General features: G+C 70.6%; 20 protein-coding genes and 1 pseudogene. 1 reads left to right on the top strand and 20 read right to left on the bottom strand.

Features of this window, described 5'->3' with window-relative positions; translation table 11 throughout:
- The first annotated feature begins 54 nt into the window (after positions 1 to 54).
- Positions 55 to 705 (top strand): NADPH-dependent FMN reductase, encoded by a 651-nt coding sequence (locus ACWD5F_RS00655; RefSeq protein WP_451249684.1) that lies wholly within the window; start codon positions 55 to 57, stop codon positions 703 to 705.
- 33 nt (positions 706 to 738) lie between these two features.
- On the opposite strand, the gene ACWD5F_RS00650 is transcribed toward ACWD5F_RS00655, so the two are convergent.
- The 20 genes and pseudogenes from ACWD5F_RS00650 to ACWD5F_RS00555 form a co-directional block, all read right to left on the bottom strand.
- Entirely contained in the window at positions 739 to 2469 is a 1731-nt protein-coding gene (locus ACWD5F_RS00650) for a glycoside hydrolase family 9 protein (protein ID WP_451249682.1), read from the bottom strand.
- Between the two features lie 46 nt (positions 2470 to 2515).
- On the bottom strand, positions 2516 to 3052 hold the full coding sequence (locus tag ACWD5F_RS00645) for a hypothetical protein (RefSeq protein WP_451249680.1): 537 nt from the start codon (positions 3050 to 3052) through the stop codon (positions 2516 to 2518).
- The gene (locus tag ACWD5F_RS00640; RefSeq protein WP_451249678.1) at positions 3052 to 4512 is read right to left on the bottom strand and encodes an aldehyde dehydrogenase family protein; all 1461 of its coding nucleotides are present in this window, start codon (positions 4510 to 4512) and stop codon (positions 3052 to 3054) included. Before ACWD5F_RS00640 ends, ACWD5F_RS00645 begins: the two co-directional genes overlap by 1 nt.
- Positions 4513 to 4589: 77 nt before the next feature.
- The gene (locus ACWD5F_RS00635; protein WP_451249676.1) at positions 4590 to 5492 is read right to left on the bottom strand and encodes an N-acetylglucosamine kinase; all 903 of its coding nucleotides are present in this window, start codon (positions 5490 to 5492) and stop codon (positions 4590 to 4592) included.
- The gene (locus ACWD5F_RS00630) at positions 5489 to 6508 is read right to left on the bottom strand and encodes an SIS domain-containing protein (RefSeq protein WP_451249674.1); all 1020 of its coding nucleotides are present in this window, start codon (positions 6506 to 6508) and stop codon (positions 5489 to 5491) included. The genes ACWD5F_RS00635 and ACWD5F_RS00630 overlap by 4 nt, the downstream gene beginning before the upstream one ends.
- Positions 6505 to 7623, bottom strand: coding sequence for a Gfo/Idh/MocA family protein (locus ACWD5F_RS00625; RefSeq protein ID WP_451249673.1), 1119 nt, complete (start codon positions 7621 to 7623; stop codon positions 6505 to 6507). Before ACWD5F_RS00625 ends, ACWD5F_RS00630 begins: the two co-directional genes overlap by 4 nt.
- A complete protein-coding gene (locus ACWD5F_RS00620) occupies positions 7620 to 8372 on the bottom strand; it encodes a sugar phosphate isomerase/epimerase family protein (RefSeq protein WP_451249671.1) in 753 nt (250 codons plus the stop codon). The genes ACWD5F_RS00625 and ACWD5F_RS00620 overlap by 4 nt, the downstream gene beginning before the upstream one ends.
- Positions 8369 to 10360 (bottom strand): primary-amine oxidase, encoded by a 1992-nt coding sequence (locus ACWD5F_RS00615; protein WP_451249669.1) that lies wholly within the window; start codon positions 10358 to 10360, stop codon positions 8369 to 8371. Before ACWD5F_RS00615 ends, ACWD5F_RS00620 begins: the two co-directional genes overlap by 4 nt.
- Positions 10361 to 10401: 41 nt before the next feature.
- Positions 10402 to 11226, bottom strand: coding sequence for a GntR family transcriptional regulator (locus ACWD5F_RS00610; RefSeq protein WP_451249667.1), 825 nt, complete (start codon positions 11224 to 11226; stop codon positions 10402 to 10404).
- Positions 11223 to 12263: a Gfo/Idh/MocA family protein gene (locus ACWD5F_RS00605; RefSeq protein WP_451249665.1), complete on the bottom strand. Its 1041-nt coding sequence runs from the start codon at positions 12261 to 12263 to the stop codon at positions 11223 to 11225. Before ACWD5F_RS00605 ends, ACWD5F_RS00610 begins: the two co-directional genes overlap by 4 nt.
- Positions 12264 to 12355: 92 nt before the next feature.
- Complete coding sequence (locus ACWD5F_RS00600) at positions 12356 to 13327, bottom strand: NAD-dependent epimerase/dehydratase family protein (RefSeq protein ID WP_451249663.1); 972 nt, start codon at positions 13325 to 13327, stop codon at positions 12356 to 12358.
- Positions 13324 to 14115 (bottom strand): sugar phosphate isomerase/epimerase family protein, encoded by a 792-nt coding sequence (locus ACWD5F_RS00595; protein WP_451249661.1) that lies wholly within the window; start codon positions 14113 to 14115, stop codon positions 13324 to 13326. The genes ACWD5F_RS00600 and ACWD5F_RS00595 overlap by 4 nt, the downstream gene beginning before the upstream one ends.
- 43 nt (positions 14116 to 14158) lie before the next feature.
- The gene (locus ACWD5F_RS00590; RefSeq protein WP_402355839.1) at positions 14159 to 14833 is read right to left on the bottom strand and encodes a ThuA domain-containing protein; all 675 of its coding nucleotides are present in this window, start codon (positions 14831 to 14833) and stop codon (positions 14159 to 14161) included.
- A gap of 55 nt (positions 14834 to 14888) precedes the next feature.
- Positions 14889 to 16565 carry an ABC transporter substrate-binding protein gene (locus ACWD5F_RS00585; protein WP_451249659.1) on the bottom strand — a complete coding sequence of 559 codons (1677 nt, stop codon included), beginning with the start codon at positions 16563 to 16565 and terminating at the stop codon, positions 14889 to 14891.
- A 70-nt stretch (positions 16566 to 16635) separates the two neighbouring features.
- Positions 16636 to 17811 (bottom strand): ABC transporter ATP-binding protein, encoded by a 1176-nt coding sequence (locus ACWD5F_RS00580; protein WP_451249657.1) that lies wholly within the window; start codon positions 17809 to 17811, stop codon positions 16636 to 16638.
- Positions 17808 to 18875, bottom strand: coding sequence for an ABC transporter ATP-binding protein (locus tag ACWD5F_RS00575; RefSeq protein ID WP_451251000.1), 1068 nt, complete (start codon positions 18873 to 18875; stop codon positions 17808 to 17810). The genes ACWD5F_RS00580 and ACWD5F_RS00575 overlap by 4 nt, the downstream gene beginning before the upstream one ends.
- Before the next feature lie 198 nt (positions 18876 to 19073).
- Positions 19074 to 19907, bottom strand: a pseudogene (locus tag ACWD5F_RS00570) (ABC transporter permease); the annotation flags it as partial.
- A gap of 2 nt (positions 19908 to 19909) precedes the next feature.
- The gene (locus ACWD5F_RS00565; protein WP_451249656.1) at positions 19910 to 20884 is read right to left on the bottom strand and encodes an ABC transporter permease; all 975 of its coding nucleotides are present in this window, start codon (positions 20882 to 20884) and stop codon (positions 19910 to 19912) included.
- 3 nt (positions 20885 to 20887) lie between these two features.
- Entirely contained in the window at positions 20888 to 21661 is a 774-nt protein-coding gene (locus ACWD5F_RS00560; RefSeq protein WP_451249654.1) for a ThuA domain-containing protein, read from the bottom strand.
- A gap of 13 nt (positions 21662 to 21674) precedes the next feature.
- A complete protein-coding gene (locus ACWD5F_RS00555; protein ID WP_451249652.1) occupies positions 21675 to 22781 on the bottom strand; it encodes a Gfo/Idh/MocA family protein in 1107 nt (368 codons plus the stop codon).
- Between the last annotated feature and the right edge of the window lie 271 nt (positions 22782 to 23052).

Here is a 23052-nt window from a genome sequence, read left to right as displayed (position 1 = left end):
CACAAACGATTTGTGTTGTACTGCAATCGGGTTCACTGAGCACTGGAGGTCCGCATGTCCAAGCTGCACGTCATCCTGGGGAGCACCCGTCCGACCAGGGCGGTGGATCGGGTGAGTTCGTGGGTCGCGCAGGCGGCCGCCGCCCACGGCGGCTTCGATGTCGAGGTGCTGGACCTGCGCGAGTGGCCGCTGCCGTTCTTCTCCGAGCACCCGGGCACCATCGGGGACATGAACGACCCGACGTACTCGGCCCCGATCGTGAAGGCGTGGAACCAGAAGATCAGGGAGGCCGATGCCTACGTCGTCATCACTCCCGAGTACAACCACAGCATCCCCGCCGTGCTGAAGAACGCGATCGACTCGGTGTGGATCTCGCACGGGTTCCGCAACAAGCCGATCGCCGCCGTGGGGTACAGCGCGGGGATCGGCGCCGGCATCCGGGCGGTGGAGCACCTGGCGCACATAGCGATCGAGGCCGAGGCGGTGCCGCTGCGCAACACCGTCCTCATCCCGTACGTCAATGACGCGTTCGACGCCGAGGGTCGCCCGTCGGATCCGGCCGCGCACGCGAGCCTCGACGTCATGCTCGACGATCTGGCGTGGTGGTCTTCGGCGCTGGAACAGGCGCGTTCCGACGGCGAGTTGACGCCCGGCAGGTTCCGCCTGCGTGCGGCGCTCGCCGCCACTGCCCCCGCCCAGGCGTAGGCCGCGCCACCGCCCTCCCGAACCTGTGACCCGTCAGCGCGCTGTGGCCACCGCGAGCAGGAACCAGCCCGTGTGCGGGATCCACTGCTCCGCCCACCGCCAGGACTCGCCTTCAGGGGCGTCGGCCGGCAGGAACGCGATGTCGTCCTCGTCCGTCCAGCCGGAGGTGATGCCGTTGACGATGCCGCCCGGCAGGTTCGGGAAGTCGGACTCGTAGTCGACGTTGCCGCGCCCGCGGCCCTGAAGCATGCACACCTGGAAGGGATTGCGGCCGGTGATCCACGCCAACTGGTCGTCGGCGAAGTCCCGCAGCCGCTCCCGGTCGGCATCGGACACGCCGTCCGCGTCCGCGCAGAAACCGGCCGCCGCCGCGAGCGAGGCGATGGTGGCGTTCTCGCCCTGCCACCAGTAACCCGTCTCGTTGGCGTGCGGGAAGAAGAACGCGTCCCGGTCGGTACCGCCGGCCGGCCGGACCCGTTGGCGCGGGTACCCGAACGGGTTCGGTACGGCGGAGGTCCGTGCCAGCGTGTCCAGCATCGCTTTCACCGCCACCTCACGTGCCCGGGCCGCCTCTGGTGTGTCCGGGAGGACCGTGGTGAACCGGAGCAGGGCGAGGACCGGCAGACCGGCCTCCACCGCGTGGAAGAAGGGCCGTCCTTCCGCGTCGGCACGGAACCAGCCGGGGCCGCCGTCGTCCGGGCGTACATACCGGTCGCAGAGCAACCTCGCGCGGTGCCGAGCCGCCTCACACACCTGCGCACCCGGCCCGCCTGCCCGCACTCCCGCCCCGACCAGTTCGCTCGCGGCCAGCAGCGCCGCGTAGTCGTCGATCACCGATTCCGTGCCGTCGTCGAGGTACTCCACGTTGTGGGCTTCGAGGTGGGCGAAGCCGGACAGCGCCGCCTCCAGATACTGCGGTCCGGTGAAGTCGCCGTGGTCGTCGAAGGCGGACGCGCGGGCCAGGGCCGCGATGGCGAGGCCCCCGCCCTGCCGGTAGGCGGCCTGGTAGCGGTCGGTGCGGACGCACTCCGCGAGCGGCGCCGTGACGAACCGTTCGTCGAGCCGCTTGGTGAGGGCGTCGAAGATCCCGGTGTAGAAGTAGCCCTCGGGCGCGCGGAAACGCATCAGGAAGTCGGCGCCCCACAGGGCCTCGTCGCGCAGTCGGGTGCCGAGCGAGCGGACCAGGGCGGGGTGCCGCTCGGTGATCGCGTCACGGGCCACGGCCATCGCCCACGCGCACAGCGGGATCTGCTGCGGGCTCATGGTCCGGGTGTACGTGAGGTGGCTCAGGAATTTGCTCGGATCGCCGCTCGCGTCCAGCCAGCCGCCGCGCGCGTCGACCTCACGCCCGCTCTCGTCGCCCCACAGCCGCGCATGCCGGTCCTTGCGGTCGATCTCGCCGCTGGACCGCATCGCCCTGAAGTACGCGAGCACGTCGGACATCGTCTGACGCTGGATGCGGTCCTCGGCGATCTCGAACGGCTCCGACACCGACTCGCGTCCGCTGCCGTCGACCACTCGCACCGTGTACGTCCCCGGCGGCAGGCGGCGTGGGAGCGGAACCCGGGCGAAGGGGCCCTGCCGCCAGCCCGGGACGGCCGCGACCGGTTCGGCAGTGAGCGACACCGGGCTGTCGGGACCGAGGAGTTCGCATACGCCCGGCGCGAGCCCGTCCGGCAGTACGGCGATCACCGCCTTGGACGCCGAGTGGCTGTGGCCCAAGTGGGCGGTGAGGATCGTAGGAAAGTCATTGATCGAGCGCACCCTCGGGCACCGCCCCTTCCATCGTGTCTGTCGTCCGTCAGTCCGGTCACGCCAGCATCGCCGCCATCGCGACGACCATGGCCACGCTGCCCCCCTCCTGCAGCGCGGCCACGCGCCGGGCCGCCACCCCGTCGGTGGGCGGCGGCCCGGACGATCCGACGAGCGCGGTGAGTCGGACACCCGCGCGGGCCAGCGCCCAGCAGACGACGAGGAGCAGGAAGAGCCGGCTGTCGTACGTCCCCGGGGCGCCGGTCATGTGCATCTCGGACCGGTGTCCTGGTGTCCCGTCACGCCCGACCCGGCTCGCGCACGCCGTCAGGACCGCCATCGTGGCGAGGTCCACAACAGCCCTGCCCCGACCGCCCGTTGGCCCGGCGAGCGCGGTCCACAGGGCGACCGCGGCCACCGCGCCGGCGCCCGCCGCCAGGGTCGTACCGCTCACTCCGCACACCATCAGCGCCATGACGGCCAGGACGACCGCGGGCGGTGCCCAGTCGCGGACCGGCCCGGTGAGCCGGTCCATCACACATGCGCAGGCGCCCAAGAGGCCCAGCAGGGCAGTGAGTTGATGTACCGACGCCATCAGTACGGATAGTGCACCGGGTCGGAGTTGACCGTCCGCCACCGGCGTTCGGTGAACTCCTCCAGGTTCGCGTCGCCGCCGGCCCGGCCGCCGAGACCGGACTGGCCGATCCCGCCGAACGGGGCGAGGGGCTCGTCCTGCGGAGTCGCGTCGTTGACGTGGACCATGGCGCAGTGCAGCCGGCGCGCGACCTCCGTCGCACGGTGCACGTCGGTGCCGACGACCGAGGAGACCAGCCCGTAGCGCGTGTCGTTGGCGAGCGCGACGGCCTCGTCCACGCCGTCGACGACCGCGACCGGCGCGATGGGCGCGAAGATCTCCTCCGTCCAGAGGGCGGAGTCCGGATCGACGTCCACCACGACAGTGGGCCGGAAGAACCTGTCCTCGCTCGTGCCTCCGGTCAAGATTCGGGCACCGCCCGCGACCGCCTCGTCCAACAGGCCCGTGGCACGCTTCAGTTGGGCGTCGTTGATGATCGGGCCCAGGCCGGTGCCGTCCCGCAGCGGATCGCCCACGGTCACGGCCGCCGCCCGCTCGGTCAGGTTGCGCAGGTAGGCGTCGGCGACCGCGCGGTCGACTATGTGGCGTCCGGCGCTGATGCAGGTCTGCCCCTGGTAGTGGAAGCTCGACCACGCGCCGATCATGGCCGCCTGGTCGATGTCCGCATCGTCCAGGACGAGCAGGGCGTTGTTGCCGCCCAGTTCCAACGACGTCTTCTTGAGCAGCGACCCGGCGGTGCGCGCGATCTCGCGTCCGACCGTCGTCGAACCGGTGAAGTGGACCATCGCCACGTCCGGGTGCTCGACCAACCGGCGGCCGACCTCCTCGCCCCCGGGCAGCACCTGGAAGATGCCGGCCGGCGCTCCCGCCCGCTCGAAGAGTTCGGCGATCGCCAGCCCGCCGGACACCGGTGTCTCCGGCGACGGTTTCAGCAGGACCACGTTGCCGAGGGCGAGAGCGGGTGCGATCACTCGCATCCCCAGCACCAGCGGGAAGTTCCACGGCGTGATCGCCCCGACCGGACCGACCGGGATCCGCTCCGACACCGAGAAGCGCCCCGCGTGCCCGGTCTGCAACACCTCGCCGACCGGCCGGGAGGCCAGAGCCGCGGCCTCGGTCAGTTCGCCGACCGCCGAGGCGATCTCGTAGTCGGCCTTGCCGGCGATGCTGCCGGTCTCCCGCATGATCAACTCGCGGAATCCGTCGGCCTGTTCGAGGGCCGCCGCGACCCTGCGCAGGACCGCGGCACGCTCGGAGTAGGGGAGTGCCGCCCACGCGCGCTGCGCGGTGACCGACGAGGCGACGGCCGCGTCGACATCCGCCGTCCCGGCGGCACCCGCGACGCCGAACACCTCGTCGGAGGACTTGTCGCGGACCGGGAGGGTTCCTCCCGCGGCGGGCGGCTGGAAGCGTCCGTCGACGAAGAGGGCGTTCGACCAGGGATGGTTGTGCTCTGCCATGTTCAACTCCATTCGGGATTGCGTCCGGGGAGGGGGAGGGGAGGCTGCCGACTCGGGTGGCGTTCACCCCGTACGAACTAGGCCAGCCCCACTGCCTCGTACCGAACCCGCGCCAGAGCCACCGCCCCGGCGACCGGTGCCACGTCGAGCAGACGCAGCGTCAGATCCGGGTGTGCGGCGACGAGTCGGGTCCGCAGTCGGTCGGCGAGCAACGGCTGTCCGAGGACGACGCTTCCGGCGGCCACCACGTTCTCGCCGACGGCGCCGCGTGCCCGTAGCCGGCTGACGAGGGCGGTCAGATGGGTCGCGGCGTCGTCCACAACCGCGAGCGCGGACACCGAGCCCGCCTCGGCGGCTCGGAACACAGCGGGTGCCGCAGGGCCCCAAGTGGCCGGGGTGGGCGAGTCGTTGACCGCTCTCGCCAGTGCCGGGGCGTCGGGGACGCCGTAGTGCGCGAGCAGCTCGGCCAGCAGGCCGTCGTCCGGACGCCTCTTGTCGTGCGCGGCCAACGCCGCCTTGGTGGCCTCTCGTACGATCGCCGGCGCGCTGCCCTCGTCGCCGAGCACCCAGCCCCAGCCGCCCGCGAAGAGAACCGTGCCGTCGGCGGAGGTGCCCACCGCGATGGAGCCCGTGCCGGCGATGACACCGATTCCGTCGGTGAGCCCGGCGGCCGGGACCAGCAGGGACGCGTCGTTGACCACGGTCGCGCGCACCCCGAGTGCCTCGAAGGCCGAGGTGAGGTGGGCGCAGTGCTCCTGCGTGTCGCAGCCCTGTGCGCCGACCCCGAGGGCGGCGATCTCGGCACCCTCGGGCAGGACCGGCCGCAACCGGTCCAGCAGCCAGCGCGCCGCCTGTTCGACCGGCGCGGCCTCCCAGTCCGTGGACGGGACCTCGACGTCCACGCGTACCGTGCCGTCCGGCGCGGTCATCCGGATCGCGAGTTTGGTGCCGCCTATGTCGGCGCCGACGAGCACCTTCATGCGGTCGGACCCCCGGTCACCTTGATGTCGGAGTTGTGGAAGACGAACTCCTCGATGTCCAGGCCGCGGACCTCGGCGACCGCTTCCACCAGGATCTGCGCGACCAGGATCTCCATGACGGCGCGTTGCGCGGCGGGCAGCCGCGGTACTCGCACCGGATGCAACAGGGGCCGCTCGGCGAGGCGTTCGGCGGTGACGAGCACCACCGGGTGACCGGCGGCGACCAGGGTGTCGGCGACCTCGTGCTCGCGTTCGTCGCCGAACAGGACATGCACCCCGCCGCCGGCCGACTCCATGGCGCCGTGCAGGTATTGGCGGGTGCTCATCCCGGTCGACGGAATGCGTACGACCTCACGGAAGAGCAGGGCGGACGCCTCGGCCGAGCCCACCGCGGGACCCGCGCCGACGAAGTCCGCCGAGGTGGCCGTCGCGAACAGCGGTGCCAGCGCCCGCACTTGCTCGGTCAGCTCCTTCTGCGTCGCGGCGAACAGCGCGCCGAGCCTGGCCCAGCCCTCGTCGACCGTGCCGCCGTCCCAGGCGTCGGCGAGCATGCCCAGCGCGGCGATGGTCGCCGTGAAGCCGATCGTGGACGCGTAGCTGTCCGGCACGCTGCCGATGTCCAGCACGCCGGTCGCGGCGTCGGCGATCGGCGACGGTGTCATGTTGACCACCGCGTACCGCAGCGACGGGTCGACGGACTCCAGCAGGGCCAGCGTCTCCGCGCTGCGGCCACTCTGCGAGACGCCGAAGACCGGATGCCGGCTCCGGGGGAACGGCAACGGATGGTCGCCGGCGCCCAGTCGCCAGGAGTGCACGCCCCGACTGCGCAGCGACCACACGGGGGCGCACGCGGCGGCCAGGCTGGCGCCGATGCCGACGAACACCGGTCCGGGACCGGAGAGCAGGCCGGCCGCGCCCATCGATGCCACCTGCGGGCCCAGCCGGGCGATCGCGGCCTCCAGCTCCTCCGCCTGGGTCGCGCGGGCCGTTCGATAGGCGAGGTATCCGTCGCTCATGTCTGCTCCGTTCCGTCGTGGGTGCGCGTGGTCGGGTCCCACCGGGGTGGGATCGGGGGCACCTCAGGTGCGCTGCTCGCCACCCGGACGGGTGAGCCGAGATCGACGGACTCCTCGACGGCGAGCATCACGTCGAGTACGTGGTAGGCCAACTCGCCGTCCGCGCGCGGCCGTTGACCGGAGCGCACGGCCCGGGCCAGTTCGAGGACGCCGACCCCTCGGTCACTGGGGACACCGTCGGCGGGCACCGTGGTCCAGGGCGCGTCGCGCTCGGTGGAGGTCAGCAGCCGGGTGTCGCCGGCGAACCCGCTGACCGGCACCTCCATGACGCCCTCGGAGCCGGTGATCTCGAACAGTTGACGACGTACCGGAGAGTCGAAGCTGTAGACGGACGTGCCGACCGTCCCCGAGGCGAACGTCGTCACCACGCTCACGTGGGTGGGTACTTCGACGGGGAAGGTCGTCCCGGCGTGCGGCCCGGACCTGATCACCCGCTCGGCGCGCGGGCGCTGCCCGGTCGCGGACACCGACACGATCGGGCCGAGCAACTGGACCAGGGCGGTCAGGTAGTAGGGGCCGATGTCGAAGAGCGGGCCCGCCCCCTTGGCGAAGAGGAACTGCGGCCGCGGGTGCCACAAGTCCGGCCCGGGCCCCTGCATCAGGGTCAGTACCGTCCTGGGTTCGCCGATCGCGCCCTCGGCCAGCAGGCGGTGCGCGGTCTGCACTCCCGGGCCGAGCACGGTGTCGGGAGCGTTGCCGACGACGACCCCGGCGGCGTCCGCCGCGTCGAGCACGGCCCGCGCGCTCGCCCGGTCCAGCGCGAGCGGCTTCTCGCCCCAGACGTGCTTGCCCGCCGCGATCGCGGCCAGCGCGACCTCGGCGTGCGCGGCGGGCACGGTCAGGTTCACCACCAGGTCCACGTCCTCGCGGCGCAGCACCTCGTCCGTGCCGCCCCACACCGGGACGCCGTACTTCTCGGCCTGCGCGCGGGCGCGATCGGGCACCAGATCGGCCACGGCGGTGACGGCGAGGTCCGGGTACCCGATGAGGGTCTTCAGATACTGGTCGGAGATGTCACCGGCGCCGACGACCGCGACCCGCACGGGCCCGTTCACGCGGCGGCCCCAGCGAGGAAGTGGGCCGCGTTGCGCTCGACCAGCGGCCATACGTCGCTGTGGTGGGCGACGACCTCGACGACGGGCAGCTCCACGCCCGGCGCGGTCAGCGCCAGCACCTCGTCCATCCGCCCGGCCGTGTCGACGCCCAGCACCGGACGGTCGTTGCCGGGTTCCCGCTCGTGCACCACGTGCAGATAGCGGACCCGGTCGCCCAGGCGCGGCAGCAGCTCGAACACGTCGGCGCCACCGACCCCGGCCCAGTACACGTCGACCTCCAGCACCACCGCCGGTTCGAGGCGCGCGACGAGCAGCTCGTAGGCCGGAATCCCGTCCACGCGCTGGGCGAACTCGAAGTCGTGGTTGTGATAGCCGATGCGGATGCCGCGCGTGGCGGCGGTCTCGGCGGCCGCGTTGAGCGTGTCGGCGAGCCGTTCCACCCCTGCCCGGTCGGCGATGGTGCCCGGGTCGACGTACGGCGTGATGACACAGCCGATGCCGAGGGCTTCCGCCGCGTCCAGGATGTCCGTCACGTCGTGCCGCAGCACCGAAGCATGGGCGCTCACCGCACTCAACCCGGCGTCGCGCAGCGCGGCTCCGAGCCGGTCGGGGTCGGAGAGGATGTCGTACGGCTCCGCGTGTGTGAAGCCGAAGCCCGCCAGCCGGGCGAGGGTGCGGTCGAGGTCGGCGGGTCCGATGTCCTCACGCACGCTGTAGAGCTGGATCCCCAGCGGGTGTGCGGTCGTCATGCGCCGGCCTTTCCCTGGTCGTGGTGGTGGGCGTGGTCGTGGTGGTCGGGTCCGCCGGGGTGGCAGTGGGCGGTGGAGGCGGGGATGTCGAGGGTCGGGTTGCGGTCGAAGAAGCCGTACGGCTTGAGCACGAACCCGGTGGAGTCGACCGGCATCACCGGCCAGTCCTCGGGCCGCGGGAAGTGGGTGAGCCCGAAGGTGTGCCAGAGCACGATGTCGGTGTCGTCGACGGACCGGTCCGCGGCGGTCCACTCGGGCAGCCCGGCGCCGCCGCGGTGCATGTTGACCAGGTCGCCCGCGGGGTAGTTCTCGTCGGGTGCGTAGGGCGTCACCCAGAGGTGCCGGGTGGCGTACGTGGCTCGCCGGTGGATGTCGGAGTCCGCGTCCGCGAGCAGCAACGGGCGTCCCTCCGGGTGGAGTTGGTACGCCACCGGGTTGCCCAGCCGATTGGTGACGGACGGGTTGGTCACCAGCCAGGAGCGGTTGCGGGTGTTGTCGGCGAGGCGCTGGGCGCCCGACTCGGTGCGCAGGCGGGTGACTGACTGGGTGAAGCCCGTGCCGGTCGGGTTGTCGGGCCCGCGCGGCACGGCCACGGACTCCACCTCGTCGACGGCGTTGTCGGTGCCGTCGACGGTCATGTCCAGGCGGGCGCTGAAGAGGTGCTGGTGGTAGGGGGCGCCGAGGCCCGGGGCGAGTTCGGAGGCGTACGCGTAACCGGGGCCGGGGTAGCCGGAGGTGAAGACGACCCCGGTCGCCTTGACCTCCAGCTCGATGGCGCCGTCGAGGGAGAAGTACCAGTAGAAGCCGTAGTCGTAGTTGCCGACCGTGGCGAAGAAGGAGACCACCAGCCGCCGGTTGCGGCGGGAGTCGGTGGAGCCGTTCCAATTGTCGGTGTGCTTCCAGAGGATGCCGGTGTCCTCCTCGTGGACGCAGATCGCCTGCGGGACGGTCCGTACGCCGCCGGAGGCATCGGCGAGCACCGCGTCGAGGTAGGTGATGTCGCCGACGCAGTCGCAGCCCAGCTCAAGGGAGTTGGCGAAGCCACCGAGCAGGTACTCGCCGCAGTCGAAGAAGTTCTGGAACCAGCGTTGCGGGCTCGGGTCGCCGTACGGGACGACCATCTCGGCGAGCGAGGCGCGGTAGACCACCGGGCGTCGGCGGCCCGCGTCGTCGATGGCGATGTTGTGCAGTACCAGACCCTCGCGCTGGTCGAAGCCGACCTGAAGGGACCAACCCGCCCACTCCAGGACGCCGTTCTCGTCGACGGTGAAACTCGGGCCCTGCGGCTGAGTGATCTCGATGGGCTGGAGACCGGCGCGCGGCGGCTGGTCGACCCAGGCGGGGTCGTGGAAGTTGCCGTCCTCGTCGGGCACCGGCAGGTCCGCGTGGTCCTCGACGGCCAGGACTTCGCGCGTGACCACGTCCACGACGACGGTGACGCCGTCCACCGGGTGCGCCCAGCCGAGGTCGTCCGGCGTCTTCTGCACGAAGGTGAAGCAGCGCTGGATACGGCGGCCTTCCTCGCCGGGGCCGGCCACGCCGGCCGACAGCGGGTTGACCCGCAGCCGGGAGACGTCCGTCAGACCACGACTGCGCATCGCCGCGAGCCACCGCTCGTCACGGTGCACGATCTCCTCGACGAGCGCGAACTCGGCCAGGACCACCGGGACATGGCCGTCCACAGCGACGTCCAGGGCACGGGCCGAGACGATCCGGTCCTCGCCCGGACAGACGGTCACGTCGTGCGAGAGCCCGGTGTGCAGGTCGATCAGCATGACGCGGAAGCGGCGCGGGGCGATGTCACCGGCGAGCAGCTCGCGCTTGTCCTGTTCGGCCAGGCCGAAGTAGGAGACATGGGTGTCCGGGCCGAGCAGTCCCTCCCGCTTGAGGAGGGCCGTGCACGCCGTGATCTCGTCGGGGCGTGGTGAGGCGAGCGCCCTGGCCAGGGCCGAGGTGTCGTGGGCGGACGGTTGTGTTGCTGTGGTCACGGTGGCTCCGCTTCTGCGAAGGGGGTCGGGAGGGCGCCGGCTCAAAGCCCTGGATTCCGCATGAAGGAGGTGCGCAGGCGGTAGCGGTCGCCCGCGTAGCGGATCGAGGAGGAGAGCAGCGGGCGCTGGGCGCGGTCGCGGACGATCTGCCGCATGTCGAGGACGGGGGTACCCGCCGCGATGGCGAGGTGACCGGCGAGCGCCGCGTCGGCGGGGCGCGCCTCGATGGTGGTGTCGGCCTGCGCGAGCTCGAAGCCGGCGCCGGTGATCGTGTCGTAGAGGGAACTGACGGTGAAGTCGACCTCGTCGAAGCCGACGGCGATGTCGGCGGGCAGGAGCGCGAGGTCGACCGCGATCGGCACGCCGTCGAGCATGCGCACCCGCTCCAGGCGGAACAGCGGGGCGCCGGGGGCGATCTGGAACGCCTCGGCCTCGTCGAAGCTGGCCGGGCCGCTCTCGCGCCGCAGCACCCGGGAGGTGGCCAGCAGCCCCATCCGGTGCGCGGTCTCGGAGAACGACTCCAGGGTGTTGGGCCACTCCTTGCGCTCAGCGGCCGCGACGTACCAGCCCCGGCCCTGGGCGGAGCGCAGCACGCCCTGCTCGACCAAGGCGTTCAGCGCCTTGCGCAGGGTGACCCGGGAGATGCCGAGCATCCCGCACAACTCGCGCTCGGGAGGCAGCCGCGAGCCGGGCTTGACCTCGCCGACGGCGATCCGCTGCACCAGCGAGTCCCTGGCCTGCATCCACAACGGCTCGGGGTACGTGCCGTTCAGGGCCGCCGACGATGAAGGGGACGCCTGTGAAAGGGCCATCGGTGCCGAAGCCACCGGCTCCGGCCGCTGCGCGCTCATGGGTTCCGTGCTCATACCGGGGCCTGGACCTTCTCCCACGTACCGGAGCGCATCGAGGTGTAGCAGGCGTCCAGTACGCGGTTGACGACGACGCCGTCCTCGAAGGTCTCGCGGGGGGTGTCGCCCCGGGCGAAACAGTCGACGAAGTGCCGCATCTGCTGGCTGAATCCGTAGGCGCGGGCTTCTTCCGGCACCGGGTACACCCAGCCGGTGTCGGCGTCGGCCTTCTCCACGAGGTAGCCGGCCGGCCGTTCGATGAAGCCCCAGACCGGGGTCGACGACGTGTCGGTGACCAACCGGCCCGCGCTGCCGACGAGTTCGTGCCGCAACTGCATGCCACCCTTCTCGATCCACGAGGACTCGACGGTGGCCAACTGGCCGCCGGCGAACTTCAGCAGCGCGATCGCCGTGTCCTCGCCGGTGGTCCGGTCCGCGTGGGCGAGCGTCGCGCCCCACGCGAAGACCTCGGTGATCGGGTTGTCCTTGCCGAAGAAGTGCCGGGCGGACTCCACGGTGTGGCACCCCATGTCGAGCAGCGCGCCACCGCCCGCGGTCTCGGCGTCCCAGAAGTGCGGGGCGTGCGGACCTGAGTGGGCCTCGCGTGCCCGCATGGTCAGCAGGTCGCCGATCGCGCCCGCGGTGACCATGTCGTGGGCCTTGGCGATGTTGGGGGAGAAGACCGAACTCTCCGCGTAGCCGTGCCAGATGCCGGCCTCGCGGACGACGTCCAGGATCTGCGCGGCCTCGGCGCCGCTGCGGGCCAGCGGCTTGGTGCACACCACGCCCTTGCCGGCCGCGGCGACCGTCCGCACCGCTTCCAGATGCGCCTCGTTGGGCACCGCCACGACCACCAGGTCGACGTCCGGATCGGCGCACAGGTCCGCCATGTCGTCGTAACCGCGTGCGTCCGGGGCCCACTTGGCGGCCAGTGCAGTGGCCCGCGCGAGGTCGCGCGAGCAGGTGGCGACCAGCGCCGCGTTCCGTACGTCCTGGAGCGCGTCCGCGTATGTGTCGCCGATGAATCCCGAACCTATGAGACCGACGCCGATCACGCGTTCCTCTTCCCTCGTTCTGGTCTGCTAGTGGCATGCTGTGGTCTTCTCAATATAGACCACCTAATACCACTCGAACGCGGTGCTCTTCATCACGCCTCCAGCAGTACGTCGAAGGCGTGGTCCAACTTCTCGTCGACCGACCGCAGTTCGGGGTGGGCGTCGTAGTGCGCCAGCACCTCCCGGGCGCCCTGCGAGAAGGACACCTCGGGTGCGAACCCTGGTACCAGGGACCGCAGTTTGGAGGTGTCGAAGAGCATCGAGTGCCGGAAGTCGTGCTCCAGCACCTCGTCCCAGCCGGGCACCGCCACGGCGATCGACTCGCTGGCTCGGTGCCGCAGTACGGGCTCGCGCACGCCGGCGGCCGACGCCAGCGTCAGATGGATCTGGTCCCAGGTGAGGATGTCGCCGCTGACCACGTTGACGCTCTCTCCGACCGCGTGGTCCAGGCCCAGCAGCGGCACGAAGGCCCGCGCGAAGTCCCGCGCGTGCATGAGGGACCACAACGACGTGCCGTCGCCGTGCACCACCACCGGCCGGCCCGCCCGCATCCGCTCGATCGCCGTCCACCCGGCCAGCACCGGGATCACGGTCCGGTCGTAGGTGTGGAAGGGGCGCACGATCGTCAGCGGGAAGTCGGACGAGCGGTGGGCGTCCTCCAGCAGCAGCTCGCAGGTGATCTTGTCCCGCGCGTAGCCGAACACCGGCTGGCGGCGCGGACTCGACTCCGTGATCGGCAGGTTCGGCACCGGTCGGCCGAAGACCGAGCAGGTGCTGATGAAGACGTACTGCCCGGTCCGGCCGGTGAACAGCTCCGGGTGCGCGCGTACGTCGTCGGGCGTGAAGCCGACCCAGTTGACGACCGAGTCGAACTCCTCCTCGCCCAGCACCGCCCGCAGCGCCGCCGGATCCCGGACGTCCGCCCGCAGCTGCCGTACCCCGTCCGCGACCGCACGGGCCGGTTCGGACCGCGTCACGATCGTCACGTCGTAGCCGCTGTCAGCGGCCCTGGCGGCAGCGGCGGACCCGATCATCCCGGCGCCACCGAGGAACAACACCCTCATGCCCGCTCCTCCTTCGCCGCCGGGACGGACCCGCCACGGGAGAGCCCGCGGCCGACCAGGTGGTCATAGGAGCGCTGCAGCGCCTCGAACGTGTCGATGTGCAGCCGCTCAAGCTCGACGATGTGCCAGCGCAGACCGGACGGCGCGCTCAGTGTGCGGGCCCAGTCGATGCCGCCCTCGCCGATCGGCACCATCACGTCGTCCTCGTAGCTGACCGCAGGACCGTCTTTCACGTGCACGAAGCGCGCCCGCTCGCCGAGCCCGGCCAGGACCGCAGCCGGGTCCGCACCGCCCATCACCGCCCAGTAGGCGTCGAGTTCGACCAGCACCCGGTCGTCGAGCAGCTCCAGCAACAGGTCGTAGGCCTGCCGCCCGTCGAACTCCTGCGAGAACTCGGCGAAGTGGTTGTGGTAGGCGATACGCATACCGCGCGCCGCCGCACGCTCCGCGGCCTCGTTCACCCGCTCCACGCCACGGCGAATCGTCTCGGGCGAGTCGAACTCCTCGCGCTCCATGCTCCACACGAGGACCTCGGCGCCCAACTCCTCGTTGGTGTCGAGCAGTTGCTCGGCGTCCGGGCCCGCGGGGAAGGGCGTGTGCGCGCTGGTCAGGGTGAGTCCGGCGGAGGCGATCGCGTCCCTGACCCGGCGGGGCCCGAAGTGCTCGACCAGGCCGTAGGTCTCGACCCCGAGGTAGCCCAGGTCCGCCAACCGGGCCAGGGTTCCCTCCAGGTCCACCCGAGCCTGGTCGAGCACGGTGTACGTCATGACGCCGATGGCGGCTGTCATGTCTCCTCCTCCGGCCGGCCCCGTGAGGCCGGCGCTCGTCGTCTCAGTCACGGCCGGACGCCCACAGCAGGGCCTGACGGACCAGGGCGCGGACCGGCGGCTCGCCCCAGGAGCGCATGTCGTGGCCGAGTGCGAGGTAGACCACCCGGCCGGCCCCGAACTCCCGGGCGTACAGCACCGGAATGACCTCGCCGTCCGCCCGGTGCCGCTGCGCGAGCACCTTCACGTCGTCGTCCGCCAGCTCGAACTCGTAGTACTCGTCGAAGAGTTCGAAGTCGGTGACCCCCGCCGTGACGGGGTGGTCGGCGACGATCTCGATGCGGTGCCGGCCTTCGTGATGCCCTGGCCCGTGCGAGAGGTAGCGATTGCCCAGCAGCTCGAACAGTGGGCGGTCGGCGGGGTCGAGGCCGTCGCCCTGCCAGCCCATGATGTTGGCGCCGTGCACCCCGACCAGCCCCTTGCCGGACCGCACCGCGTCGGCCAGCGCCTGCTGCTGGTCCGTCGCGAAGTGGCCGCCCGCCGTGTAGAAGAGGTAGACGTCCGACTCGGCCGTCTCCGGCCGCGGATCGACGAAGCGTCCGGTGCCCATGGCCCTGCGGGTGGCGAACCCGGCCTCGACACCGAGCTGCTGGAAGACTCCGGCGGCTGCGATCAGGTCGTGGTGGATGTCGTCGCCGTTCACGACGACCATGGCTCTCGGCGTCGAGAGATGGGACATGGCTCTCCTCGCGGAAGTGTGGTGACTGGTTCGGGGGCGCTCGACGCGCGGCGGCTCAGACCGGCTTCAGCCGCAGGGCGACCACCGGATTGGGCACCGGGCTGAAGTAGGGGTTGTCCGGGCTGGGGAAGCCGGTCGCCTTCGCGGTGCTCCAGTTGCCGTAGCTGCCCCAATAGAACATCGGGATCCAGGGCAGGTTGTCGACGAAGATCCGCTCGATCCCGTTCAGGATCTGCTGCCGCTGGGCGTCCGTGGTGGCCTGCGGGTACTGCTTGAACAGGGTCGCGGCCTCGGCGTTGCGGAACCGCTCGATGTTCTGGAAGGTCGGAGTCGCCTTGCCGATCGGGTAGTAGAGGTTCGGGTTGATCGTGTCGTTGTAGTACGAGAAGGCGCGCGGCGCGGAGTTGACCGGGTAGCCCATTGTCGAGTCGAAGTCACCTTTGCCGGTGCGGGTGTTGATGTCCGTCACCGTGGTGGTGTCGATGGAGAGCTTGATGCCGATGTCCTTCAGCTGGGACACCAGCACCTGCACCCGGGAGGCGATGTCGGTGTACGCCGACGGGAAGGTGATCGAGAACTCGACCCGCTTGCCGCCCTTGCTGTAGTAGCCGTCGCCGCCCTTGGTGTACCCGGCGTCGGTCAGGGTCTTGTGCGCCTTGTCGACGTCCTGGACGAAGTCGACGCCCTTGTACTGCGGGGCGATCGACGAGGTGTACGCCGGCATCGGCAGCCCGGTGACACTGGTGGCCGGCGGCGAGGCGGTGGCCGCGCCGACCTGCTTGCGGTTGACGCCGTAGCTGATGGCCTTGCGCACCGCGATGTCACTCAGCGGCCACCGCTCCAGGTTGGGGATCAGCCCGTCGGTGCCGGCCAGCGGCGCCCAGTAGTTGTTGTGTTTGCTGCGGCTCAGATAGGTCTTGTCGGCGTTGGCGATGTACGTGCCGCCCCAGTCCGCCTGGCCCTGCACGAGCGCGTTGGTCATCGCCTCGTTGTCCTTGTACGCGACGAACCGCAACGTCTTGATCTGAGCCTTGGGCTGCCAGTAGTCCTCGTTGCGCACGAGCGTGAAGCTCTGCGGCGAGAACTGGTCCAGCTTGAACGGCCCGGTCCCCACCGGATTCTCGTCCGTGTACTTGGCGGGGTCCGCGACCTTCGACCAGATGTGCTGCGACACGATCGGCGCCGACACCACGTTGGTGAAGAACTGCTCGGAGGGCTGCGGGAAGGTGAAGACGACCTGGGTCGGCGAAGGAGAGGTGACCGACGCGATGTCCACACCCAGCAGGTTCAGCCCGGCGTTCTTCTTCAGCATGGTGTACGTGAACACCACGTCGTCGGCGGAGAACGGCTGCCCGTCCGTCCACTTGACGCCCGACTGGAGGTCCATCGTGAGCGTCTTGTTGCCGTTGGACCAGCGCCAGCTCTTGGCCAGCCACGGGATGTCGTGCCCGATGTCGACTGTGTTGATCTGCACCAGCGGCTCGTAGATGAAGCCGCCCGAGCCCTGCCCGGTGTACGTCAGGCTCTGCGCGGTGTTGGCCAGGTACGGGTTGAACACCTTGGTGAGGTTGTCGGACTGACCGGCCACGGTGAGCGTGGCGCTGCCGCCCGAACTGCTGCCCCCGGACGGCTGACAGGCCGACAGGGCGACGGCGCCCGCGCCCGCGAGGGCTCCGGCGAGAAGACCGCGTCTCGTCATGCCTGACGCGAGCGGAGACTGTGAAGTGGTCACGTGCGTCTGCTCCTTGAACGTAGGGACAGCGAATAGAGCTCCGTACGGGCCGGCGGGGAGGCCCCTCGGTTCACGACGTGGGGGAGGCGGGAGAGTCAGGGGTCGCGGGGGAGCCGGGCTCCGACTGCGCGACCGGGTCGACCGGAGCGGTCAGGCTCGCGACGGCCTCGGCGTTCTCGGCGCGTCGGACCCGGGCCTCGGCGTCGTCGGCGTACAGCCAGCAACGGGCGCTGTGGCCGGGGGAGATGTCGAAGGACGGGGGAGCGTCGGCCGCGCACCGCTCCATCGCGTACGGACAGCGCGGGTGGAACCGGCAGCCGGACGGCGGGTCGATGAGACTGGGCGGCTGCCCGATGTCCTTGACCCGGTCGGCGCCGACCCGCGAGGGATCGGGCGCGGAAGCGATCAGCAGCTGCGTGTACGGGTGCGCGGCATGCTGCGTGACCTCCTCCGACGGCCCGCTCTCGACCATCTGGCCGGCGTACATCACCGCGGTGTCGGTGGCGAAGTAGCGGGCGGAGGCGATGTCGTGGGTGACGTAGAGCATCGCCGCGTTGCGTTCCTCGGTGAGGCGGCGCAGCAGGTTGAGGACGCCAAGGCGGATGGAGACGTCGAGGCTGGAGACCGGCTCGTCGGCGAGGAACACCTCCGGGTCGGCCGCGAGCGCGCGGGCGATGGAGATGCGCTGGAGCTGCCCGCCGGACAGTTCGTGCGGGTACTTGGAGGTGAACTGCCGCGGCGGCACGAGGTTGATCTGGGTGAGCAGGTCGTCGATGACGGCGGCCCGCTCCTTGCCGCGCTTGCCCGGGTGGTGCAGGGCGACGGCCCGCTTGAGGGTGCCCGCGATCGTCGCGACCGGGTTGAAGGAGCCGAAGGGGTCCTGGAGGATCAGCTGGACCTGGCGGACGTGGTCGCGGAAGGCGCGTCCGCGCATCGCCTTGACGGGCTCGCCGTGCAGCCGCACCTCTCCGCCGGTGAGCGGGTGGAGCTGGGCCAGCAGCCGGGCCAGCGTCGACTTGCCGGAGCCCGATTCTCCGACCAGGGCCGTGATCCGTCCCGCGTACAGGCTCAGGCTCACGTCCTCGACGGCATGCACGACCTTGCGCGGGGTGCCGCGCCGGGGGAGTCCACCGCGTACCGGGAAGTGCTTGGTCACGTGGACGGCTTCGAGGACGGGCGCGTCGGCCGTTCCACCGGTCCGGGTTCCGGTGCCGCTGTCGGTCAGGGCCGTCGTCTCACCGCTCATCGTGTGTCACCTGTCGCGAGTTCGTTCATGGAGGTCCGGGCACCGTTCGAGCCGTGCGCCGGCACATCCGTCTCCGGCGCCGTGTGCTGCTCGTCGTCCCGGTGGAGTAGGCAGGCCGCCAGTGAAGTGCCGCCTCCAGGGCCGGCGATCTCGTAGAGCGGTGGGACCTGTAGGGCGCAGGCGTCGAAGGCGTGCGGGCAGCGGGGCTGGAAGGCGCAGCCGGTGGGGAGCCGGCGCAGGTCGGGCGGGGAGCCGGGGATGCCGGTCAGCTCCCGCTTCGGGCCGCCGAGGGTGGGGAAGGACGCCAGCAGGCCGCGGCTGTAGGGGTGTTGGGGGCGGCGGTAGAAGTCGTCGGCCGCCGCCATCTCGACGACCTTGCCGCCGTACATCACGGCGATGGTGTCGGAGAGTTCGATCAGCAGCGACAGGTCGTGGGTGATGAACACGACCGAGAAGCCGAGCCGGTCCTTCAACTCCATGATCTTCTCGATGATCTGGCGCTGGATGACCACGTCGAGCGCGGTGGTCGGTTCGTCCATCACGATGATCTCGGGGTCGAGCGCGAGCCCGACGGCGATCATCGCCCGCTGCCGCATACCGCCGGACAGTTCGTGCGGGTAGGAGTTCGCACGGTCCGCCGGGATGCCGACGGTGCCGAGCAACTCGATGACCCGGGCGGCCCGTTCGGGCGCGGTCATCCCCGGCCGGTGGGCGACGATGACGTCCTCGATCTGGGCCCCGATCCGCAGCACCGGGTTGAGCGCGTGCATCGCCGACTGGAAGACGATGGACAGTTCCTCCCAGCGGAACCCCCGCAGTTCGGCGTCGTCCATGGCCAGCACGTCGACGGTCTCGCCGTCCGGCTTGGTGTAGTGGATCTCGCCCTGGGAGATCTCGGCCGGCGGCTTGTGCAACCGGGTGATGGCGTACGCCAGGGTGGACTTGCCGGAGCCGGACTCGCCCGCGATGCCGAGGACTTCGCCGCGCCGCAGGGTGAACGACACGTCGCTGACCGCCGGGGTGCGGCCGCCCTCGCCGACGTACTCCACCCGCAGGTTGCGCACATCGAGGACGACGTCGGTGCTGTCCTGGGTGAAGGGCTGCGGGGCCGTCCGGGCCGGCGCCGGGCCCCGGTGCCTGACGCGGCGGGTCCGCTTCGCCGTCACCTGGCCGCGCTGGGCCTTCTTGGTGCCGATGCCGGCCTGCCGCAGCCGCGGGTTGATGAACTCGTCGATGCCGAAGTTGACCAGGGACAGCGCGGTGCCGAGGATCGCGATCGCCAGCCCGGCCGGTACGAACCACCACCAGGCGCCGGTCAGCAGCGCGCTGCCGGTCTGCGCCCAGTACAGGATCGTCCCCCAGGACCACTGGGTGACGTCTGCGAGACCGAGGAACGCCAGGCTGGCCTGGGTGAGGATGGCGGCGGTCACCGTGCCGAGGAAGGCGGCGGCGATCACGGCCACTTGGTTGGGCAGGATGTCCTTGAGGATGATCCGCCAGGTGGGCTCGCCGGTGGCCCTCGCCGCCTCCACGAAGTCCCGCTTGCGCAGCGACAGGGTCTGCGCGCGCAGCACCCGTGCGCCCCACGCCCAGCCGGTCACCGTGATCACCAGGATGATGCCGAGGGAGCCGCTGTGCGGCAGATACGCGGCCAGGATGATGGTCAGCGGCAGGCTCGGAAGTACGAGGAACACGTTGGCCAGCAGCGACAGCACCTCGTCGCCGATCCCGCCGACGTATCCGGCGGTGACACCGACCAGCACCGACAGGATGGTGGTGAGGACGGCGGAGCCGATGCCGACGAGCATCGAGGCGCGGGCGCCGTAGAGCATCTGCGACAGGACGTCCTGGCCGTTCTGCGTGGTGCCCAGCCAGTGCGAGCCGGAAGGCCCGGCGAGGGTGGTGTCGCTGACCGCCGAGGGGTCGTAGGGCGAGATCCAGGGGGCGATCACCGCCAGCACCAGGAAGATCAGCACGATCACCAGGCCGCTGAGGGTGAGCGGTGAGCGCAGCAGCCGCAGCCAGAGGCGGCTGGGTCCGCCGGAAGACTCCACGGAGGTGTCCGCCTCGGCCAGGGCGGCGGGTTGCAGGGCCATGGTCAGCTCTCCCTTGTCCGCGGGTCGAGGAAGACGTACGCGATGTCGGCGATGAGGTTGGCGACGAGCACCAGCACCGTGATGAGCAGGAAGATCGCGGACATCAGCGGGTAGTCGGCGGCCTGCGCGGCCTTGAAGAGCACCGATCCGATGCCGGGGTAGTTGAAGACGACCTCGGTGACGATCGAGCCGCCGATGACGAACCCCAGCGACATCGCGAAGCCGGACAGCGAGGGCAGCATCGCGTTGCGTGCCGCGTAGGTGTACATCACCCGGCGCCGGGACAGGCCCTTGGCCTCGGCGAGCCGTACGTAGTCCTCGCTGAGCGTGGTGACCATCATGTTGCGCATGCCGATCAGCCAGCCGCCGATCGACGCGACCGTGATGGTCACGGCGGGCAGTACGGCGTAGTTGATCGCGCTGCCGATGAAGCCGGCGTTCAGACCGATGTGCTGGTCCAGCGCGTAACCGCCGGACAACGGGAACCACTTGAAGGTGATCGCGAAGAGATACACCATGATGATCGCGAACCAGAAGTACGGGATGGACGACAGAAACGTCGTGACCGGCACCAGCGAGTCGAGCCAACTCCCGCGCTTCCAGCCCGCCAGCATCCCCAGCGTGGTGCCGATGACGAAACCGAGCACCGTGCAGATGGTGATCAGGATCAGCGTCCAGTACATGCTCTGCCCGAGGACCGTGCTGACCTTCGACGGGTAGTACGCGTACGAGGTCCCGAAGTCGCCGGTGAAGATGCTGTGCCAGTAACTGACGTACTGCTGCCACAGGTTCTGGTTGGACTGCCCGAACAGCACCCGCAGGGCGTGCACCGCGGACGGGCTCAACTTGCCGTGGAACTGGTTGATCAGGTTGTCCGCCGGGTTGCCCGGCATGATCCGCGGGATGAGGAAGTTGAGGCTGATCGCGGCCCACGCGGTGAGCAGATAGAAGGCGGTCTTCCGCAGCAGGGTGCGCACCGGTCACTCCCCGTTCTGTACGGGCTGATCGGGACGACAGGCCCAGCGGGCGGCGCGCCGCACCAGCCGGCGCATTCCGGGCTCGCCCCAGATCCGCATGTCGTGGCCGAGTTGGACGTAGACGACCCGGCCGGCCCCGAACCGGCGGATGTGGACCAGCGGTTCGGTCCCGTCGCCTGTCTCCCGCCAGGCGACGACCCGCACATCGGGGCGCGTCGCGAGCCGGTAGTGCTCGTGGGTCACCTCGAACGGGTCGATGCCGGCGGTGAGTTCGTGGTCCGGGTCGAGGCGCACCTCGAACCGGCTCTCGTGCGGACGCGGTCCGTGCGAGACGTAGCGGCTGCCGAACAGCTCGGCCAACAGCCGGTCCCCTTCGTCCAGTTGGTCCGGCGGGGAGGCGAGGACCGTAGTGGAGTGCAGGGCGACCAGGCCGCAACCGCCGCGCACCGCCTGTGCCAGGGCCGCGCGCTGCCCGGTGGTGAAGCGGCCCAACGCGGTGAACAGGACGACCACGTCCGCGTCGGCCGCGCCGTCCAGCGCCGCGGTGCCCAGGCCGGTCCGGATCGCGAACCCCTCGTCGGTCAGGGCGCTTTCGAGCGCGGAGGCCGCGGTGAAGAGGTCCTCGTACACGTCGTCGCCGCTGATCACGGCGAGGGCGGCGGGCCGGCCGGCGCGCGCGGCGGACCGCTCGGCGGCCAGGGCGGTGGACCCTGCGGTGCGCGCGGCAGGCGTGCCCGCGCGAGGCACCGGGGCATGGCGGGGCCTGGGTATCTGCATGCGGAGGCTCGATTCAGTAGGTGGAGCGCAATTCACCGGAAGGGCTCCAGAAGCCCTCCGCCCGCCCGCTGGTCAGGGCGTTGTCCATCCGGTCCAGCGGCAACGGCACCCGCCGTCTGGACCTGCTGCTCTCGTAGGTGGCGAAGATCAGTTCGGCGCCGCGCAGCGCGTGGTCCGCGTGCAGTACCGGTCGTCGGCCGGTGCGCAGCGACTCGACCAGGTCGCGGATCGCGTCGGCGGTGCCGGCGACGATCGCCGGATCGACCCCGCGGTCCCAGTTGCGCGGGTCGGTGTCGAACGCCGTCTCCCGGACCAGGTCGTCCTTGCCGAAGCGCCGGAGCAGGGTGCGGGCACCGCGGATGTCGGCCCGCCCCCGGGTTCCCTGGACGATCAGTCCGAGGTCGTTCTCCAGATTGAGGACGGACGTATGGGGTTCACGTCCGGTGGAGACCACCGCCCGTACCCCGTCCGCCCAGCCCACCTGCGTCAGTGAGGCGGTCTCGGTGAAGACGCCGTAGACGTAGCGGTCGACGGAGACGTCGATCTGGCCGAACACCCAGTCCGGGGCGGTGTCCTGCCGGTGGAAGAGGACCAGGTCGAGGATGTGGGTGCCCCAGTCGAAGAGGTTGGGGCAGTAGCCCTCGACGGTCACCACGTCGCCGATCTCGCCCTGTGCGATCCACTCCCGCGCCTGGACCTGTACGGGATCGAAGCGCCGCTGGAGGTTGAAGGTCAGGACGACTCCGGCGTCGGCCGCCTCGGTCGTCATGGCCACGGCATCGCCGTAGCTGAGGGCGATCGGCTTCTCGCAGTGCACCGCCCGCGCTCCCGCCGCGATCGCCGCACGTACGACGTCGAGGTGGTGGGCCGGTGGCGTACAGACACTGACGATGTCCGGCCGTACCTCCGCGAACAGTTCGCGGAAGTCGCGACGGACATGAAGTACGTCGACTTCCGCGGCCAGTGCCTTGGCCGAGGCCAGGTCGATGTCCGCGAGGCCGGCCAGTGTCACTCCCGGCGCGGCGAGATGGCCGAGAGCGTGCACCCTGCCCTGCGAACCCGCACCCACGACCACCGCGGAGAGGTTCCGATCCGGCACGGCCCGCGTGGAGTCGTCCATGACCGCCTCCCCTCCGATGACATCTGATGGTGTGCGGACACCTGATGGTGTGCCACTTGCATACCTCTTGCCGACATCCTAATACGTCGGCCGATCCTGTCTAGGGGTCGAACGGAAGGTAACGCGGCGAAAACTCGCCCTCTATAGTGCGCATACAGGGTTAATACGGTTCGAATAGGGCAGAGAATTCAGCCATGAACACCCTGTGCCAGTGCTTACCACTTAGAACCACTTGGCTACACTGACCGGCACCACTCGGACAGGAGACCCG

Source organism: Streptomyces sp. NPDC002499 (assembly GCF_053595415.1).
This window is presented reverse-complemented; position numbering and strand designations above follow the sequence as displayed.

What these genes read in the sequence shown, in the direction of transcription:
- ACWD5F_RS00580 (WP_451249657.1), bottom strand. Translation starts at nt 17,811, where the DNA reads ATGAGCGGTGAGACGACGGCCCTGACCGACAGCGGCACCGGAACCCGG.
- ACWD5F_RS00590 (WP_402355839.1), bottom strand. Translation starts at nt 14,833, where the DNA reads ATGTCCCATCTCTCGACGCCGAGAGCCATGGTCGTCGTGAACGGCGAC.
- ACWD5F_RS00600 (WP_451249663.1), bottom strand. Translation starts at nt 13,327, where the DNA reads ATGAGGGTGTTGTTCCTCGGTGGCGCCGGGATGATCGGGTCCGCCGCT.
- ACWD5F_RS00555 (WP_451249652.1), bottom strand. Translation starts at nt 22,781, where the DNA reads ATGGACGACTCCACGCGGGCCGTGCCGGATCGGAACCTCTCCGCGGTG.
- ACWD5F_RS00610 (WP_451249667.1), bottom strand. Translation starts at nt 11,226, where the DNA reads ATGAGCACGGAACCCATGAGCGCGCAGCGGCCGGAGCCGGTGGCTTCG.
- ACWD5F_RS00595 (WP_451249661.1), bottom strand. Translation starts at nt 14,115, where the DNA reads ATGACAGCCGCCATCGGCGTCATGACGTACACCGTGCTCGACCAGGCT.
- ACWD5F_RS00560 (WP_451249654.1), bottom strand. Translation starts at nt 21,661, where the DNA reads ATGCAGATACCCAGGCCCCGCCATGCCCCGGTGCCTCGCGCGGGCACG.
- ACWD5F_RS00630 (WP_451249674.1), bottom strand. Translation starts at nt 6,508, where the DNA reads ATGAGCGACGGATACCTCGCCTATCGAACGGCCCGCGCGACCCAGGCG.
- ACWD5F_RS00655 (WP_451249684.1), top strand. Translation starts at nt 55, where the DNA reads ATGTCCAAGCTGCACGTCATCCTGGGGAGCACCCGTCCGACCAGGGCG.
- ACWD5F_RS00645 (WP_451249680.1), bottom strand. Translation starts at nt 3,052, where the DNA reads ATGGCGTCGGTACATCAACTCACTGCCCTGCTGGGCCTCTTGGGCGCC.
- ACWD5F_RS00635 (WP_451249676.1), bottom strand. Translation starts at nt 5,492, where the DNA reads ATGAAGGTGCTCGTCGGCGCCGACATAGGCGGCACCAAACTCGCGATC.
- ACWD5F_RS00640 (WP_451249678.1), bottom strand. Translation starts at nt 4,512, where the DNA reads ATGGCAGAGCACAACCATCCCTGGTCGAACGCCCTCTTCGTCGACGGA.
- ACWD5F_RS00620 (WP_451249671.1), bottom strand. Translation starts at nt 8,372, where the DNA reads ATGACGACCGCACACCCGCTGGGGATCCAGCTCTACAGCGTGCGTGAG.